Source organism: Velocimicrobium porci, assembly GCF_009696045.1.
Taxonomy (GTDB): Bacteria; Bacillota; Clostridia; order Lachnospirales; family Lachnospiraceae; genus Velocimicrobium; species Velocimicrobium porci.
In genome coordinates, this window is sequence record NZ_VUMT01000010.1 from 1 (window position 1) to 18981 (window position 18981).

The 18981-nt window shown below is 35.4% G+C and carries 16 protein-coding genes, 2 tRNA genes, 1 pseudogene and 1 riboswitch; all 19 genes and pseudogenes read right to left on the reverse strand.

All coding sequences use genetic code 11. The features are described from left to right. Positions 1-231: 231 nt before the first annotated feature. Positions 232-320 (reverse strand) — tRNA-Ser (locus FYJ58_RS07915). A 55-nt stretch (positions 321-375) separates the two neighbouring features. Then, positions 376-461, reverse strand: a tRNA-Ser gene (locus FYJ58_RS07920). 98 nt (positions 462-559) lie between these two features. Then, entirely contained in the window at positions 560-1285 is a 726-nt protein-coding gene (gene ispD / locus FYJ58_RS07925) for a 2-C-methyl-D-erythritol 4-phosphate cytidylyltransferase (RefSeq protein ID WP_235912587.1), read from the reverse strand. Between the two features lie 152 nt (positions 1286-1437). Continuing rightward, positions 1438-2466, reverse strand: a complete 1029-nt coding sequence (gene tsaD / locus FYJ58_RS07930; protein WP_154519207.1) for a tRNA (adenosine(37)-N6)-threonylcarbamoyltransferase complex transferase subunit TsaD — start codon at positions 2464-2466, stop codon at positions 1438-1440. 85 nt (positions 2467-2551) lie between these two features. Next, complete coding sequence (locus FYJ58_RS07935) at positions 2552-3154, reverse strand: DUF6715 family protein (protein WP_154519208.1); 603 nt, start codon at positions 3152-3154, stop codon at positions 2552-2554. 30 nt (positions 3155-3184) lie between these two features. After that, on the reverse strand, positions 3185-4099 hold the full coding sequence (locus tag FYJ58_RS07940) for a ribonuclease Z (protein WP_154519209.1): 915 nt from the start codon (positions 4097-4099) through the stop codon (positions 3185-3187). A gap of 25 nt (positions 4100-4124) precedes the next feature. Then, positions 4125-4349, reverse strand: coding sequence for a hypothetical protein (locus tag FYJ58_RS07945; protein ID WP_154519210.1), 225 nt, complete (start codon positions 4347-4349; stop codon positions 4125-4127). 93 nt (positions 4350-4442) lie between these two features. Continuing rightward, positions 4443-4901 carry a ribosomal protein S18-alanine N-acetyltransferase gene (gene rimI / locus FYJ58_RS07950; protein ID WP_154519211.1) on the reverse strand — a complete coding sequence of 153 codons (459 nt, stop codon included), beginning with the start codon at positions 4899-4901 and terminating at the stop codon, positions 4443-4445. Then, entirely contained in the window at positions 4888-5613 is a 726-nt protein-coding gene (gene tsaB / locus FYJ58_RS07955; protein WP_154519212.1) for a tRNA (adenosine(37)-N6)-threonylcarbamoyltransferase complex dimerization subunit type 1 TsaB, read from the reverse strand. The genes rimI and tsaB overlap by 14 nt, the downstream gene beginning before the upstream one ends. Next, positions 5610-6041 (reverse strand): tRNA (adenosine(37)-N6)-threonylcarbamoyltransferase complex ATPase subunit type 1 TsaE, encoded by a 432-nt coding sequence (tsaE, locus tag FYJ58_RS07960; protein ID WP_154519213.1) that lies wholly within the window; start codon positions 6039-6041, stop codon positions 5610-5612. The genes tsaB and tsaE overlap by 4 nt, the downstream gene beginning before the upstream one ends. A gap of 8 nt (positions 6042-6049) precedes the next feature. Further along, positions 6050-6553: a YcxB family protein gene (locus tag FYJ58_RS07965; RefSeq protein WP_154519214.1), complete on the reverse strand. Its 504-nt coding sequence runs from the start codon at positions 6551-6553 to the stop codon at positions 6050-6052. A 183-nt stretch (positions 6554-6736) separates the two neighbouring features. Continuing rightward, positions 6737-7348 carry an ECF transporter S component gene (locus FYJ58_RS07970; RefSeq protein ID WP_154519215.1) on the reverse strand — a complete coding sequence of 204 codons (612 nt, stop codon included), beginning with the start codon at positions 7346-7348 and terminating at the stop codon, positions 6737-6739. 190 nt (positions 7349-7538) lie between these two features. Then, positions 7539-7661, reverse strand: a riboswitch (FMN riboswitch). Between the two features lie 61 nt (positions 7662-7722). Continuing rightward, positions 7723-9453, reverse strand: a complete 1731-nt coding sequence (locus FYJ58_RS07975) for a methyl-accepting chemotaxis protein (RefSeq protein WP_154519216.1) — start codon at positions 9451-9453, stop codon at positions 7723-7725. A 427-nt stretch (positions 9454-9880) separates the two neighbouring features. Then, the gene (locus FYJ58_RS07980) at positions 9881-12217 is read right to left on the reverse strand and encodes a Tex family protein (protein ID WP_154519217.1); all 2337 of its coding nucleotides are present in this window, start codon (positions 12215-12217) and stop codon (positions 9881-9883) included. 47 nt (positions 12218-12264) lie between these two features. After that, positions 12265-12591 (reverse strand): annotated as a pseudogene (locus FYJ58_RS15040) (N-acetylmuramidase domain-containing protein); the annotation flags it as partial. Between the two features lie 116 nt (positions 12592-12707). Further along, positions 12708-13649, reverse strand: a complete 942-nt coding sequence (locus FYJ58_RS07990; RefSeq protein ID WP_154519219.1) for an SPFH domain-containing protein — start codon at positions 13647-13649, stop codon at positions 12708-12710. Next, positions 13640-14083: an NfeD family protein gene (locus FYJ58_RS07995; RefSeq protein WP_154519220.1), complete on the reverse strand. Its 444-nt coding sequence runs from the start codon at positions 14081-14083 to the stop codon at positions 13640-13642. Before FYJ58_RS07995 ends, FYJ58_RS07990 begins: the two co-directional genes overlap by 10 nt. A gap of 92 nt (positions 14084-14175) precedes the next feature. After that, positions 14176-14811, reverse strand: coding sequence for a TetR/AcrR family transcriptional regulator (locus FYJ58_RS08000; protein WP_154519221.1), 636 nt, complete (start codon positions 14809-14811; stop codon positions 14176-14178). A gap of 37 nt (positions 14812-14848) precedes the next feature. Beyond that, complete coding sequence (locus tag FYJ58_RS08005) at positions 14849-18823, reverse strand: efflux RND transporter permease subunit (RefSeq protein WP_154519222.1); 3975 nt, start codon at positions 18821-18823, stop codon at positions 14849-14851. Positions 18824-18981 lie beyond the last annotated feature (158 nt).

An 18981-nucleotide genomic window follows, 5' to 3' on the forward strand; every position in this document is an offset into this window, starting at 1 on the left:
TTTTTCAAAGGTCGTTCGTCTGAAATTCTTATGAATCTCTCATCTGTTCAAATCCTCATTCAAACAAATGGTTCTCTTAGAATTTTCAGGGTTGTTTTATTGTTCAATTATCAAGGTTCTTTATTTTGCTGTTTCTCATCGACTCAGCTTTAATAGTTTAACATACTCTGTTTTGTTTGTCAAGTACTTTTTTTATTTTTTTCAACTTTTATTTTTTTTAAAAAGTCGAAACGGAGAAGGAGGGATTTGAACCCTCGCGCCGCTATTAACGACCTACTCCCTTTCCAGGGGAGCCCCTTCAGCCGCTTGGGTACTTCTCCAACTAGCTTACGCCATACTTTCCAATATTCAATATGCAAACTTCATTGTTGCAAACGGAGAAGGTGGGATTCGAACCCACGGTCCCTTTCGGAATCACTGGTTTTCAAGACCAGCTCCTTAAACCACTCGGACACCTCTCCGAACACTGCTCACCTAGTATATCATCTTATTTTTACTAAGTCAAGTCTTTTTTTATATTTTTTTTCAAAATTTCCAATTTTATATTTTTTTCCTGTATTTATCGCCTTTTTAATTCTTCAAATTTGTCGTTTTTCGTTTTCTCATTTGCTAAAAAACATTCACCTATCTCTAAGTCTTCCGGTGTTGTTATTTTTATATTTTTGTAAGAAGCCTTTACTAATGTAACCGCATGTCCTGTCATTCGTTCTACTACCATCGCATCATCTGTCACATCAGAAATTTTTTGTTCAAATAGCTTGTCATATGCCTGTTTTACCAATTGATACTCAAATACCTGCGGTGTTTGAATCTGCCATACTTTACTTCGATCTAAACTTTTCTCTACTTGTTTTTTCTGATTTATAAGTTTTATCGTATCTTTCACTGGCATTCCCGCAATACATGCTTTTGTTTCCCTGACTGTTTCAAACAAGTCCTCTATCAATTGTTTGCTTAAAAACGGTCTGGCACCATCATGTATAAACACATATTCTGCGTTTTGAACCACTTGCAGTCCATTATAAACTGAATGGTACCGTTCACTGCCTCCAGATACAATTTGCATTACCTTTTTAAATTGGTAACGGTTTATTATTTCTTGTTCACAATACTCTTTTTCGCCTTCCCCAACTACTAATATAATCTCATCTATATCACTTTCTTCAAATGCTTTAAGACTATAATATATGACAGGTTTACCATTCAATAATAAATACTGCTTTGGACAATCCATTCCCATACGCTTGCCTTGACCTGCTGCAAGCACAATTGCTACTGACTTCATAATCATTCTCCGTTCTTTCTTCTTTTATCGTATTGATTATTATTTTACCTTTTTATTATGCAACAATACTCCTTTCGCATCTGTGCACATCCTCGCGGAGCGTTTTTGCTTTATAGGAGACGAAGTTTCCTATAAAGCAAGAAAAGGACAGCTTACCGCTGTCCAATTTTAAGATTTGGCACCGCATTTAAGTCCCATCCATGTCTTGTTCCTTTTTTATATTCATAATATCCGGCAACACCAATCATTGCTCCATTATCGGTACAATAAATTGGAGAAGGATAATATAATTGGAACCCTTCTCTTGTGCACGCTCTCTCCATTCCCTTTCTTAAAGCGGAATTAGAGGCAACACCACCTGCCATTGCTATTTTGTTTATATGATAGTTTTTTGCTGCTGTTATTGTTTTTTGAACTAAAACATCAACCACCGATTCTTGGAATGATGCAGCTATATCTGCCCTATTAATCTCTTCTCCTTTCATCTGACAAGAATTAATATGGTTCAATACTGCTGACTTAACACCACTAAAACTAAAATCATATGGTGCTCCATCAATCTTAGCCCTTGGAAATGCAATCGCCTCTTTATTTCCCTCTTTTGCCAGCTTATCAATTTTGGGTCCACCCGGATAACCAAGCCCAATTGCTCTGGCCACTTTATCAAATGCTTCCCCAGCAGCATCATCTCTTGTACGTCCTATAATTTCATATTCACCATAATCTTTTACAATCACTAAGTGTGTATGTCCTCCGGACACAATTAAACATAAAAATGGAGGTTCCAAATCCAAATGCTCAATATAATTGGCAGAAACATGTCCTTCAATATGATGTACTCCTACAAGTGGTTTTCCAGCAGCATAGCTTATCGCCTTTGCCTCTGCAACACCAACCAATAACGCCCCAACCAGTCCGGGACCATAGGTGACTGCAATTGCATCTATCTCTTCTAATGTTGTATCTGCCTCTTCCAATGCTTCTTCAATTACCTGGTTAATTTTCTCAATATGCTTTCTTGAAGCAATTTCCGGTACGACACCACCATATAATTTATGAAGTTCAATTTGCGATGATATAACATTAGACAATACTTCTCTTCCGTTACGAATTACTGCTGCAGCTGTTTCATCACATGATGATTCGATTCCTAATATTAAAGTATCATTTTCACGTTTCATAGTTTGCCTCCATAAAGCGATCATTTATTACGTTTGCTATCGCTTCTATTCCATATAAATATCCTTAAATCAATTAAAAATCCATCTAGTCCTCTGGCAACTCGACCGGATCCGTCTGCTCCCATCCTAAAATCTTCCAATTTTCATTCTCATCTTGTCTTAAAATAAATTTTTCATACACTTTATGATAACTCTTTTTCTTTTGCTTTTCTTGTGTCAAAAATAAAATTGTACAAGTTGCATATTCTTCGCCATTGCTTTCACTATATTCAATTTCGCTCGCATTTTGAACCGAATAACTCATAATAATTTTTTTTATGTCACGAAACTCTTTCACATCTTTTTTAACTGACTTTATATATTGACTTTCCGGATTTTTTTCTAATAATTCATCATCCATCAGTCCTCTTAGTTTATCTGCTAATTTTTCAATATCTTCGTCCGATAATCCTCCTTTATAAAGACAGCTTGTAATTCTTCCATAAAATTTCATTACTTCTCTTGGAGTTCCAGGATAATTGGCTTCTAAATCTTTGTTTAGAATTTTTTCCAGCTCTGTTTCTGTTGTTTTACTTTTTTCTGATTCAGATGGTTCTTTTGTCATATTATAATACACTGCAACTATGGCAACACCAATTGTTATCATTATTAGAATCGTTGTGAGAATCTTTTTTGTTGATTTCTTCATACCAATCTCCTCCATCCAAGACTATATAAATTATTCTTCTTTGTCAAATTCCAACACAATACTTTTTTTATCTTTTCCCAATTTCGTATGAGGAAATATCTCCTGTGTTGGTTTTAAATACAAATCCGGTCTGACAAGAGAAGGACTAAAATGTGTAAGCCACAGTTCCTTTACCTTTGCTTCTTTTGCAATTTGGGCAGCCTCATAAAACGTCATATGTTTATATTCTCTCGCTTTTGACTGCTTTTCCCTCTCCCCGTACATACCTTCACATATTAATAAATCGGCATTTTTTGAAAAATCTATTATAGCCTGTACTGGTCTTGTATCTGTACAATATGTCAGCTTAATTCCTCTTCGTTCCGGTCCTAACACCATATCCTGAGTATAAGTTTTTCCTTCAAATTGCACAATTTCCCCTTTTTGTAACCGGCTCCAAACCTGTTTTGGAACATCATTCATTTCCGCTTTTTCAACCAAAAATTTTCCTGCCCTTGGTATTGAGATTGTATATCCATAACAGGTTACGTTGTGATTTACTCGAAATGCATCAATCACATAGCCATTTATCTCGAAATGCTCTTTGGCACTATTTAATTCAATAAATTTAATTTCAAACGGAAGCTCCGGTGCAATAATCCGAAGAGCATTTACAACCCTTTCAAGCCCTTTTGGACCAATTATTGTTATAGGTTCTGTTCTATCTGCGTTCCCCATAGATAATAAAAGCCCTGGCAGACCACTGATATGATCTCCATGGTAATGGGTAAAGCATATAATATCAATCGGATGGAAGCTCCATCCTTTCTCTTTTATTGCAATCTGTGTTCCCTCTCCACAATCAATTAACAGACTACTTCCATTTAATCTCAGCATTAAGGAAGTAAGCCATCTACCAGGAAGAGGCATCATTCCCCCTGTCCCTAGTAAACAAACATCTAACATTCTCTTTCCTCTCTATCCTATTTATTTACACTATTTCATTTTCATCGGTAACTGTAACAGGGATGGCAAAAGTCTGAATCAGAGCATCATAACATTCTTCACATATATGAAACACATGCCGCGTAGTATCTTTTTTTGAAAAATACCCCCACTCTTTCTCTACTTTTAAAACATCTTCCCGTAAAATTCCCTGTTCTATTTTTATTTTTTTCCCACAAACATTACAAAAAATATTACCTTGCTGTTCCATGCTATATCCTCCATCATCGTCATATTTTCCCTTTTAATAAATAACACTTTTTATTATACTACGGTTCATTATAACGACATTTTTTATCATTTCCTAGTGGTAATTAATGTCTGTATCTTCGCTGTATTTCCACATAATTACTGCGTCTTCTTTTGGTTTTTCATAAAAATTTTTTCTAAGTCCCTCAGCACGAAATCCAAGCTTTTTGTATAAATGAATTGCTGGTTTGTTACTTTCTCTTACTTCTAATGTGAATGCTGTTATTTTTTCTTGCATCCCCCATTTTATTAGATAGCTTAACATTTGAAATCCTATTTTTTGATTCCTTACTGTTTTCTTCACTGCTACATTGGTTATCTGACCTTCCCCTGCAACATTCCAAAGACCGCAATAGCCCAACACTTCATTTTCTTTCACTGCAACGACATATAACTGATTTGAATTCGTAATAGAGTCCATAAAGTCCTTTCGTGTCCACGGCATTGAAAAAATCTCATTCTCAATTTTCTCTACCTGGTCGATATCCGTTTCTTCCATCTTACGAATTTCCATGTTCTCGTTCCTTTTTCTTTTTTTCCTGTAACTCCCGTTCTGCCTGAGACAAACGCAAATAGACCGGCTTATGCTCCGCTGCAGTTTCTATTTTCCCTTTTTCCCAATAAACAGCCGCCAAAGCAGCTACTGCTCCTGCTCTCTGCATTGCCATATGTGCCGGTGCAAATGAATATGGAACCTTCAGCTTTTCCTTTATCTGTTCCTTAAATACGGGAACTCCATCCCCTAAAAATGTTACTTCCCGACCAAGAAGATTCACTTCTTCTATTATCTCATCAATAGATACAGCTTTTTGATCCGCCAAAATCTGGAACTCTTTTTCCTTAAATTCATATAACCCAGTATACACCTGATTTCTTCTCGCATCCATAATCGGACAAATCACGGTACTGATTCCACATAAATTATAGGCAAGCCCTTCTACTGTCGGAACTGAAATAATTGGTTTTTTCAATGCAAGCCCTAATCCCTTTGCAGTCGAAGAACCTATTCGAAGACCTGTAAAAGACCCCGGTCCGGCAGCTACTGCAATTGCATCAAGTTCTTTTAAATCAATTCCTGTCATCTGTACAATTGTATCAATCATAGGCAATAAAGTCTGTGAATGTGTCTTTTTAAAATTTGTTGTATATTCAGCGACCATAGTTCCATCATTCACAAAAGCAACGGAAGCAACTAATCCTGAACTATCAATTGCTAATATTTTCATCTGTCACTATCCTCCAGTGTAATTCTCCGAAAATCAAATCCTTTCTCTAAATCCTTTTCAATTGTAACCATTTTCACATTGAAAGGAAGAATTTCTTCGATTAGATTTGCCCACTCAATCAGACATACCCCATCTCCATAAAAATAATCCTCATATCCTATTTCATCCATTTCTTCTATATCTGCGATACGATACACATCAAAATGGTAAAAAGGAATACGTCCTTCCTCATATTCCTGCACAATTGTAAAAGTAGGACTGCTTATCGGCTCTTTAATGTTCAATCCGGCTGCAAACCCTTGGGTAAATACAGTCTTACCTACTCCCAAATCTCCAATTAACAAATATACTTGTCCACGCTCTGCCTGCTCTCCTAGTGTCTTTCCAAACTGAAATGTTTCTTCACTGCTATAACTTTCGATTACCATACATGCTCCTACTTTAATTTACAAATATTTTTATCTGTATTTGCTTTCATGATTTCTTTTACATTTTGAACATCTTGTCCCAATTGCTTTTTGGGAAGAATAAACGCATTCACTGAAGATGAGTATACAAAAATCGCATTTTTACTTTCAATTATGCTTCGTACATCCTTCCATGGTAAAAGTACATTGTCTTCCTTCTGTTCTACAGTGATTCCTTCCGAATTCATTGTATATAATAGAGGTTCCTTAAACATTGGATTCAGTTTAACCCGTTGATTTGCTTTTACCCAAAACTGAATTGGCTGTAAAACTGTAAAAAGAGAAGCCATTATAAATAATGCAATCATAAAGGTAGGCTCTCCCTTTCCTATGTTCAAGAAAAAGACAACTAATGCTCCAAGACTTAAAATCACACCAAATATTCCTGAAAAATGAGTATAGAAGTGGCGCATTAAAAACCGGAACATATCTTTTGGATTTATCATTATACTCAATTTAATTTCGTTTTCCATTCCTTATCTTTCTCCTCTTTTTTGTTCTATGTGCAATTATAACAGATTCATAAAGGTACGTAAAGTGCTATAGCAATTCAAACACAATGAACCCTAGAAGAAAACGACATCAAAAAAGGCTGTCACAAAGTATAAATTTATATAAAAATTCATTTTGTGACAACCTTTTTTCTCTAATATTTTTTATGCTTTCACAACAGGATATAACATTTTATAAACATAATAGCCAACTGCTGACATCATAATTCCTTTTACAATATTAAACGGTGTAATACCCAGTATTACAACTGTTGCTAAACTTTTAATCGCAGGTATCGTTACCGAGGCTGCACCTATCACTGCTTCCATTCCACCAAATAATTTTGCGTATAATGGTACGGTTACAAAATAGTTAACTACAATTCCGGCTATAACAAACCCTATTATTCCGCCTAAGAATGACAGTATTAACTTCTTCTTTGTCTGAACACGTCTAAATATTACCCCCAAAGGGATAATATAACACGCACTTATTACAAAATTAGCAATTTCTCCAACTCCTCCTGTTGTTGTTGCTGTAATTGCTTTTATTACATTTTTTAATAATTCCACAACAACTCCTGCAATAGGGCCATACGTTAAAGTTGCCACAATTGCCGGTACATCGCTAAATTCCAATTCCAAAAATCCCAGAAATTTGAATGGAAGGTGAATCAGCATCAATACATATGCCAATGCCGTAAGTAAAGATAAACTTACCATTTGTTTCGTCGAAAATAAATGTTGCTCTTTTGTTGGATTTGTTACATAATTCATAATCTTCTCTCCTTTTTTTGGGAAGTTTTTTGGAGATGATTCCTCGCCGGTACAATGCGTTCCTGCTCGGAAGATTTTTTATTATATCAGGAATCCCGAAAAAATTTCCAATATAACAAAGAAGCTCCGATACAAGTATCGGAGCCAAGTTTCTTGAATAAAGCAATCCATAGACATAACCAATTGATTGCTTTTTCTTCTCTCATCCAGACTATAAACTGTCGGTTTTGGAATTTCACCAAATCAGCTGTAAATATACAGGTCGCGGACTATAACCGCCGGTCGGGAATTTCACCCTGCCCCGAAGAACTTCCTTTATATTTTATAGTAATTATTATATAGCAGATTCCTATTTATGTCAATTTTTTTATCTTTTATTCTTTAAACAAACGGAATTTAGCAACTTCTTCATTGAGAGTAACGGCCTGTGCCGATAACTCCTCGCTTGTAGCAGATGTTTCTTCTGCCGCAGCAGAATTACTTTGTACTACAAAGGAAATCTGTTCAATTCCCTTCTCGATCTGTTTCATGGATTCTGCCTGTAATTTTGCACTCTCACTACTTTCTTTTGCACTTTCTCCGATTTTTCTAATTCCATCAACTACCTTAAGCAACGCATTTGAGGTTCGTTCGGTAATTTGATTTCCATGTTCAATTTCAGAAATAGAGCTTTCAATCAATTGTCTTGTATTAACTGCAGATTTTGCACTATCTGAAGCTAATTTTCCAATCTGATCAGCAACTACTGCAAAACCTTTTCCTGCTTCACCTGCTCTAGCTGCCTCTATTGAAGCATTTAATGATAATAAATTAGTTTGCGAAGCAATGTCTTCAATCTCTGTTATAATATTTCCTATTTCTTTTGAAACGGTATAAATCTGTTCCATTGCCTTTGTAAGTTCTTCCATTGCCTCATTACTCTCTCCAGCTTCTTTCTGATATTGGGTAGCTTGTAAATATGCTTGTTCCGCACCTATTGCACTTTCATTCACCTTAACAGAAACATTCTCTATTGTCGCTACTAGTTCTTCTACTGCACTAGCCTGTTCTGTAGCTCCTTCTGCTAAGTTCTGAGCGCTCTCTGCCATTTGAGTTGCTCCGGCTGCTACCTGCCCGGATGCCTCTTTTACATTAAGCAACGCATTATTCATTTGATCCCGTAATGCACGCATACTTAACAAAATATTAGAAAAATCTCCCCGATAAACAGACAAATCTTTTGATGTGACCTGAAAATTTCCAATAGAAAGTTCTTTTAAGATATTATCCGTGTCATTAATAACTGCTTTCATAAAACTGCAGGATTCACGAAAACTATCTGCAAGCTCTCCAATTTCATCTTTTCCATTATATTCTATTGTAATATCCAGTTCTCCATTTTTTATCTTTTGAGCTGCTTCTGTCACCTTATTCAATGGATCACAAATTGATTTCGAAACATCTTCAGAACGTTTTAAACCCAGGAAAAAAGCAATTGCCCCCAGCACAATTATAAATGCAATAAGTATATTTGAAAAAAGTGCAGCTGAATACATTTTCTTTTCACACATATTAATATTTAATTCAAGTATTTTATTAATATTTTCTTTAACCACATTCGCTGGTGGTATTCCATCTGACTTCAATAACTCATATGCTTCATCTTTCTTATTCTCTGCAGCCAAATTAATAATTTGTTTCTTTATTTCGATATAATTGTCCAAAGGTTCATTCATTTCTTGTATTAACTGGTTTTCTTCCTCTGTATCTGCCAGTGCTTCTACTTTATTGAAGTAACTGTCTACATTATTTTGTTCTTCTTCTAATGCAGTTTTTAACGTTTCTATATTAGAATTATCGGTTTCAAGGATCAGGTTTCTTAGATTAGTCGTCATAGTATTAAATTCAATACCAAATTGTCCGATATACCCCTGTGCAAACCCATAATTTTTAATTGTATACTTATAATCCCTATTTACTTTCAATAATGCAATTGTACTAACCGCAATACAAATCGTCAAAAACGTAAGAATTATCATATATCCCTTTTTCAAACGCTTTTTGACCTTTTCATCATTATTTATTACATTTCCTTTTAATCCCTTCTTTTTTGTTTCTTTTTTCATAGAGCATACCTCTCTTTCATCCTATTTAGACGTTAGATAAAATTTCTATTTCAATTATCCATTTATACTTATGATGCTACCATTATTTTTTACTAATTTCAAGTTTTTTTCATTGTTTTTGTACTTCTTTTGTTGTTTTCTTATTTTATACTTCTTTTATTCACTTTTTAGCATTGTTAATGCTATATTTTTCACAAAAAACAAAAAACTTCGATATAAAACCAAAGTTTTTTTGCAAATAAAACATTTATTATGATTTAATCCTCAAATTGATACTTAAACTGTTTATCATATTGATAAACTAATTTATATAATTAAAAACTACTACAAAGCTTAAACGCGAAATAAACATAATATAAGCTTATATCTCGCTTACATTAGAATATCAAAAATTTATAGTTTGTAGTAGTTTCTTTTTACTTATTTCCTATAGCTTCATCGTCAATTGAACTCTTTTTTTCTGCAAATCAACACTCATCACTTTTACTTCTACAATGTCACCTACACTGACAACATCTAATGGATGTTTTACAAACTTTTTATTTGACATTTCTGAAATATGAACCAAACCATCCTGATGCACTCCAATATCTATAAAAGCACCAAAATCAATTACATTTCTTACGGTTCCATTTAACACCATGCCTTCTTTTAAGTCTTTCATTTCAAGTACATCTGTTCTGAGTATTGGCTTTGGCATTTCATCGCGGGGATCTCTTCCCGGTTTCTCTAATTCTTTTAGGATGTCCTCCAATGTCATAATTCCAATCTGAAGGTCTTTCGCCAATTTTTCTTTATTTTTTATCCGTTTACCCAGACTTCCAACAGTTTCTTTTTTTACCTCATTTGAAGCCTGAATACTTTCTGTATCTGGAATACCATCTCCCATTGCCTGAAGAAGTGCTTGTCCAAACGCTGTATTCCGTTGCTTTACTTGAATATTTTTGTGTTTTTCTTTTCGTTTTGGAACATCTGCCTGCTTTTTTTCTTTTCCTTTATTCTTTGCCGCTTCTGCCTGTACTTTTCTGACATCATCCATTGTCCAATCTAATGCCCTTAACAGTTCTTCTGCTGCCTTATAAGATTCAGGATGAACACTGGTTGCATCCAGTGGATTCTCTCCATCTGTAATCCTCATAAAACCTGCACATTGCTCAAAGGCTTTTGGTCCAAGCTTTGCTACTTTTAATAACTGCTTGCGATCTGTAAATTTACCATTTTCCTCCCTGTAAGCAACAATATTTTTAGCAATTGCTTTTGACACACCAGATACATATTCTAATAATGGAGCAGATGCTGTGTTTAAATCCACCCCTACATGATTTACACTATCTTCTACCACTGCCGAAAGTGCTTCACTTAGCTTTTTCTGGTTCATATCATGCTGATACTGACCAACACCGATAGACTTTGGATCAATTTTTACAAGCTCTGCTAATGGATCCTGAACTCTTCTTGCGATAGACGCTGCACTCCTTTGACCTACATCAAAGTTAGGAAATTCCTCTGTCGCCAGCTTACTCGCGGAATACACAGAGGCACCTGCTTCATTTGTAATAACATATTGCACAGGTTGTTTTATTTCTTTTAAAATTTCAACAACAACAAGCTCTGATTCTCTTGAAGCTGTCCCATTCCCAATTGAAATTAATGTAATTCCATATTTCTCAATTAATTCTTTTACAATTCTTTTTGCTTCCGGAATATTTTTATTCGGAGAGTCAGTCGGATAAATTACCGTCGTGTCCAAAACTTTTCCTGTCGAATCTACAACTGCAAGTTTACAACCGGTACGAAATGCCGGGTCCCATCCTAATACAACTTGATTTGCAATCGGAGGCTGCATTAAAAGCTGTTCTAAATTTTTTCCAAATACTTTTATCGCTCCATCTTCCGCCTGTTCCGTCAAATCATTTCTTATTTCTCTTTCAATTGCCGGAGCAATTAGCCGTTTGTAGCTATCTTCTATTGTTGCACTCAATATTGGAGCTGTATATGGATTTTCATTTAAAATCACTTTTTTTTCTAAATAGCGAAGAATTCGTTCTTCCGGTGCATTTACCTTTACTACCAGAATCTTTTCTTTTTCTCCCCTGTTTAAAGCTAATATTCTATGACCTGCTATTTTTTCGATTGGCTCTTCATAAGAATAATACATTTCATAGACCGATTGCTGTTTCTCGTCTTTTGCAGTGGAAGATATCGTTCCTTCCTCCATTGTGACTTTACGGATATAAATACGGTGGTCTGCTTCATCAGAAATAGCCTCCGCAATAATATCCATTGCTCCTGCAATTGCATCCTTTGCACTTTTTACGTCTTTTTCTTCTGAGATATACTTTGAAGCTTCCTGTTCCACTTCCTCTGTTGCTTCCTGCTTCATAATATATTCCGCAAGACCATTCAAACCCTTTTCCTTCGCAATTGTGGCTCTCGTCCTTCTCTTTGGACGATATGGACGATATAAATCTTCCACCACAACCTGCGTTTCCGCCAAAAGAATCTGTTTCTTCAACTCTTCTGTTAATTTTCCCTGCTCTTCGATGCTTGCTAATACCTGTGCCTTTTTATCTTCCAGGTTCCGCAAATAAGTTAAACGCTCACTTAAGTTACGAAGCTGTTCATCATTTAATGCTCCGTGCATTTCTTTTCTATATCTTGCAATGAATGGTATTGTGTTTCCTTCATCTATTAACTTTACTACTGCTTCTACCTGCCACAGTTCAATTGACAATTCATCTTTTATCTTCTTTAAGATATCCATTCTATTCCTCCATTCCGAATCGTACATTATCAATTATTATATGTCATTTAGAAAAGCTTCGCAAGTAAAGTTATTTTACTTTTAAATACTTTACGACTTGTTAAATAAAACCGCACTGGATTCTCCACAGAATCAGGAAATAAAGATACAAAATTTACTTTTCCCCAATCCTCCAGTGTCACACTCTTTGTTTGTCTTTCACCCGTTGGCAATATCTTTTTAGATGGTGCTTTTTGTTTACATCCCATAATCTGTCCCATTCCCATACTAATTGAATTGTACGCCGCCTCTTTATTTTTTTTCTTTGCAAACTCAAATGCATCGTATTCTACCGATTGATTTACATGACACTTTTTCCATGCCTCGTTTTTTGACTTACGATATTGGTGATTTTTCCAGACGAATTTTTAATTCATAGGACGTTCCTATGCATTAAAAACAGACTACCGCCCTTAACAAGAGAGCAGTAGTCTTTTCTTTCATTTTTTTATTATTTTATATCTTCCTTCGCTACTTCAGTAATTGATTTTACCATACCTGCAAGTCCCTGTATTTCAGATGGAATAATAATTTTTGTTGCCTTTCCATCGGCAGCCTTTTCAAAGGCTTCTAAGCTCTTTATCTGAATTACCTCTTTATTTGGTGCTGCTTCATTTAAGAAACGGATACCATCTGCATTCGCCTGCTGTACTTTAAGAATTGCTTCGGCTTCACCCTCAGCTTCACGAATCATTGCTTCTTTCTTAGCTTCTGCACGAAGAATTGCTGCCTGTTTCTCGGCTTCTGCATCTAAAATTGCTGCTTCTTTCTTTCCCTGTGCAACTAAAATAGCAGATTCTTTTTCTCCTTGTGCAATTAAAATAGCTTCTCTTTTTTCACGTTCTGCTTTCATTTGTTTCTCCATTGCCTCATTAATTGCTGCAGGAGGAATGATGTTTTTCAATTCTACACGGTTTACCTTGATACCCCATGGGTCTGTTGCTAAATCAAGAGAAGCTCTCATCTTCGTGTTAATTACTTCTCTTGAAGTTAATGTCTGGTCTAACTCTAATTCACCAATAATATTACGAAGTGTGGTTGCTGTTAAGTTTTCAATCGCCATAATTGGATTTTCAACACCATAAGCATATAGCTTAGGATCTGTTATCTGAAAAAATACGACAGTATCAATTCGCATTGTTACGTTATCTTTTGTAATAACCGGCTGTGGTGCGAAGTCTACAACCTGTTCTTTTAAAAGTACCCTCTTTGCAACACGGTCTATAATTGGCACTTTAAAATGCAGACCAACACCCCATGTTGTCTGATAACCGCCCAGTCGTTCAATTACAAACGCTTGTGCCTGAGGTACAATCTTAATACATGAAGATATGATAATCAGTACGAATACAATTAAAAACAATACTAAAATAGGCTTAATAATTAGCTCCATTTCTGCTCCTCCTTCTCCTTCACAATTAGTTTCACTCCTGAAATCTCAAGAATTATTACGGGTTCACCTGGTTCAATAATCTGGTCATCTACCGTTCGTGCAGACCATTCCTGTCCATTTACTACTACCGTTCCCTGCTGATTAAAATTATCAATTTTTGCAGTTACCTTTGCCTCTTGACCAATCAGGCTTTCTGAATTCGTCCGAATCCGCTGACCGTTAAAGTATTTTGTTGCAATTGGTCTTGTGAAAAACAGTAATAAAAATGAAACTGCTAAAAACACAATAACCTGCAGAACGGTATTCATACCAAGCATCGCAACTAAAAATGCTACAAGTGCACCACCCGCAAACCAGATTGTTGTTAAACCAAGCGTAACAATCTCAATAATCAGCAAAACAACTAATGCAATCAGCCAATATACAGGTTCCATCTTATTATCCCCCTTTCTTATGTCTTCTTAATTGTACTCTAAACACTTCTATTTTACAAGATATTTCATACTATTTTTTACAGCTTTTGCCTTTATGCCAACAAGCGAAATAAAAACTCTTTTGCATATTCTTTTACGTTTGTATACTCAAATGCTACATATTTTTCAGGTGCCATAAGATAAGCAAATAAGGCTCCTCCAATTGCGTTTATTACCATATCCCGCTCTAAATTATCTTTCGGATACCGTATTTTATTTTCTTTCGCCCCTGTACTTAAAACATAATCAATTGTGTCATTAAATGCCTCCGGTTTTGATATGTTTGGAAAAAGTGATTCACAAAACTCACGTCCCAGCTTCATAAAACTTTGATCGACCTGTACAAGCCTCATGAGAAAAAAACTTTTTTTCATATTATCTTCCACCCAGCGAAAAGCTGCCTCAACCTGCTCTTCGAATTTGACTTCTTTTCTTATATTATAGTCAAACTCATACACTTGAAGACAATATTCATAAGCTAACGCCTTTACTATAATTTCTTCTTTTGAACTTAAATAATCATAGACGGTTCCTTTTCCTATTCCTGCTTTTTTAGCAATTTCTGCGACCGTCAGATTATTTAAGTCTACTCCTTCATTTCTCAACGCCAAAACTGCTTCAAATATGCGAATTGTTTTGTGAGGAAGCTTTTCACAAATTACCTTTTTAATCTCCTCTGAATTTTCCATCCTATTCCATCCCTCTCTATTACTTATATCATTTTACTTACATTTCATCATCTAATATCTCTAACTCTGTTTCCGCAATTACCTTCATTTCCTTACGGTTCAATATGTCATATAGTGTAGGAATTACAAACAACGTTGTAATTGTAGCATATAATAAACCTCCAATTGTTACAATTGCTACCGGCTGCATCATATCTGCACCCATACCTACACCTATTGCCATTGTAAAAAGTCCTAAAATGGTCGTCAATGCTGTCATCAAAATTGGACGCATACGTGTCTTTCCTGCTTCAATGATTGCCTCTTTCTTTTCCATTCCATCTCTTCTTAACTGATTAATATAATCTACAAGCACAATACCATTATTTACTACAATTCCTGCTAGCATAATAAATCCAATCATCGCAACTACACTTAAGCTTTGACCACCTATAATCAGCCCTAAAAAGCCTCCAGTAAATGCCAGCGGAATCGTAAACATTACGATAAATGGCGATAATAAAGATTGGAACTGTGCTACCATAATCAAATAGATAAATAAAACTGCAAGCAAGAGCATTTTTCCTAGTTGTTGCAAGGATTCATTAATATTTTCATTTTCACCATCAAATTCTATCTCATACCCCTCTGGTGTTTTGTAATTCTTAAATGCTTTTTCTGCTTCCCTGCTAACCAATCCTACATTATATCCTTCTGCAATTTCTGCTGATACTGCTATAAATCTTTGCTGTGCATCTCTTCGAATAGAAGACAAGCCTTCTGTTTCTGTGATTTTGGCTATATTTTTTAATTTTACATTTTTCTCGGTTCCATCCTGACCGGTCACTTTAATTTCATAGTTCTCAATATCTTCCTTTGTCATCTCATTGTTTTCTTTATTTGCAACCTGAATCTCGTATTCGGTACCATTCTTTGTCAGGTGCGTAGCAGTTTTGGAAGTCTTAAGATTATTTTGAATGTCTTGATAAATCTGTGCAACCGTCAGACCTTTTATCATAGCTTTTTCTTTATTTACAGTAATACGTATTTCAGATGTCGGATCTTCCAAGCCATCTGATATATTTTGAGTTCCTTCCACCTTTCGAAGTTTCGCCGCTACATCTTTTGCAAGTTTTTGCAGTTCATCTAGCTCAGTACCTTTTACATTAATAACAATTCCGGAGCCTCCTAATGCACTCATATCCATAGAAGAACCACTTGCTGTAACTTCACAATCCAAGTTTTTACATTTATCTTCAATCTGCTTTGCAATATCCATACTAGATTGTTTTTTGTCTTCTTTTAAAATTACGTACATGCTTACCTGATCGGATGCACTTGCACCACTCATACTGTTAGAAGCTAACATTGCACCGACAGTTTCTACATCATCCATCTTTTGGATTTTATTCATTACTTTATCTGCCATTTTAATTGTATCTTCCAGCTCTGTCTCATCTGGCATTTCGATTGATACTGAAATCTGTGTGCTATCCATATCAGGCATAAATGCAGTCCCTTGCTTTACTGCTCCCCAGATGCTTCCAACTAAAATGGCAACTGCAACAATTAAGACAACTGGTTTTATCTTTAATGCCTTTCTTAGTAACCCTTCATAAAATACAATAAATTTATCAAATAATTTATGCTCTTTATCTGATGTTGTTTTTAATAATCCGGCTGCCATTGATGGTACTAACGTCAAAGCAACAATTAAGCTTGCTAATAAAGAATATGCAATCGTCAAAGCCATATCTGTAAATAACTGCCTTGCCATTCCTTTAACGAATACAATTGGCAAGAATACGCAAACAGTTGTCAATGTCGAAGCCATAATTGCCCCGGCCACCTGAACTGCTCCGTTTACTGCTGCCTTAATTGGAGAAACTCCCTTATTTCGCAGACGGTAAATATTTTCAATTACAACAACTGAGTTATCTACAAGCATACCAACTCCAACCGCAAGACCTGATAATGAAATAATATTAATTGTAACTCCCGAAAAATACATTAATACAATTGCAAATATTACACTAATTGGTATCGAGCAGGCTATAATAATTGTAGGTTTTAAATCCTTTAAGAATAGGAATAAAATAATAATTGCCAATATCCCACCAAAAATTAAGTTATTCAATACTGAGCCTACAACCATATCAATGTACATTCCCTGGTCCATCAAATAAGTGGTGTGTAAAGATTTATTCGTATTTTCCAGCTCTTCCAATTTTTCTGTAATCTTGTCTGCCACGTCTTTTGTAGAGTAGGTTGTCTGCTTCTGCATAGAAAGCATCACGCCTTCATTTCCATTTACTTTCGCATAAGTTTCATCTGCATTGTCAGCCCAAAATACATCTGCAACATCGGATAATGTAATTGGTTCGATATCATCACGATTCATATCAAATAAAACGAGATTTTTTAGTTCATCTACGTCCTCGATTTTATCTCCGACACGAACCAGATATGTACTTTTCTCCTCTGTTACATAGCCGGCAGGCATTGAAAAATTCTGTGCCTGTAAGATATTCGAAACCATATCAGATGTAATCTTATCATTTACATTTGCCGCCTTTAACGCATCTTCTTTCTGATTATCGAATTCTTCCTTTTTTGTATTTAACTCTTTTTCACCACTATTAAGTTCTGCACCAGCAGAATTTAATTGTGCCTCGGCCGCTGCTTTTTTCTGATTTAATTCGCTTTCTTTTTGATTTAATGTACTTTTTCCAGTTTCTAGTCCTGCTTTTCCCTGCTGAATCTGTCTTTTTCCCTGCTCCAGTGCAGTTTTACCCTGTTCTAACTGTGTTCTTGCTTTCGCAAGCTCTTTTTCACCCGATTCAATTTTTTCTTTTCCTTCCGTAATTTGCTTCAAACCAGCTTCTGCTGTTGTTTTCTTTTCTTCTAGTTCTTTTTTTGTTTTTTCAATGGTAGTAAGTCCTTTCTCGATTTCTGACAAAGAACTTTCTAATATCTTTAACTGAACCGCTTTTGCTGTTTCTGATAAACTGTCATTATTATCAATTGCTTCTATACTCGCTTTTAATTGTTCTTTTCCACTTTTTAATTCGGTTTCTTTTTCTTCTATCTCATCTAACCCGGTATTTATCTGGCTTAAACCTTGCTTTACTTCCTTTTCCTTTGTTATAAGTTCGGTTTTCTGTTTCTTTAACTCTATTTCATTTTTTGATAATTCGGTTTCTGCCGTTTTAAGCTCTTTTTCCTTTGCTTCCAGTTCTTCTTCCCCATCTGCCATTTTTATCTCATTTTTTAACAGCTCCATTTTGGCTTCTGTAATTTTCTGGGAAGCCTCTGTCATGCCTTCACTAAGCTCTTTATTCTTTTTTTCTAACTCTTCTTTTCCTGAACTGATTTTTTCTTCTGCATCTTTTAATTTCTTCTCTGCCTTATCCAAATCTCCTGATACCGATTTTTCCAGCTTTTTATTAATCTTATCAATCTTATCCTGATTAATAACTACTTGAATTGATTTGTCAATTAAACCTGTCGTAGAAACACTTGCAACTCCCTCTACACTTTCCAAAGCAGGTATAATGGTATCTTCTGTGTAGGCAGATACTTCTATATGGTCCATCCCCTCTACGTCTACTGCTGCCACCATAACAGGCATCATATCCGGATTTAATTTCATTACCGTCGATGTTCCTACGCTATCATCCCAATATCCTGATACCGTATCCAGTTTTTCCCGAATATCAATTGATGCCGAATCCATATTTGTTTCTTCTTCAAATTCTAGCATAACAGTAGAATAATTCTCGCTTGATGTCGAACTGATATTTTTAATGTTATTAATTGTTGCCATTGACTGTTCAATTGGGCGGGTAACCGTTTGCTCTACTGTTTCCGGACTGGCACCTACATACGGAGTCACAATTACTACATATGGAAGATTAATACTTGGCAATAAATCCGGTGTCATCTCTGTAAATGATACAATTCCAAGAATAATCACTAATAGAACGGAAACCACTACGGTATATGGCTTCTTTACACTAAATTTTGATAACATGACTGCCTCCTTTTTTATTTGCGTATTTATCCGACCGACTGGTCGGTCATTTTCTATCTGAATTATAATCATTTCTATGTTCTCTGTCAAATTAAAAAAATATAAAACCAGGAGCGAATATTTTACTAGGTTATATTCGCCCCTGGTTTTTGCTTTTT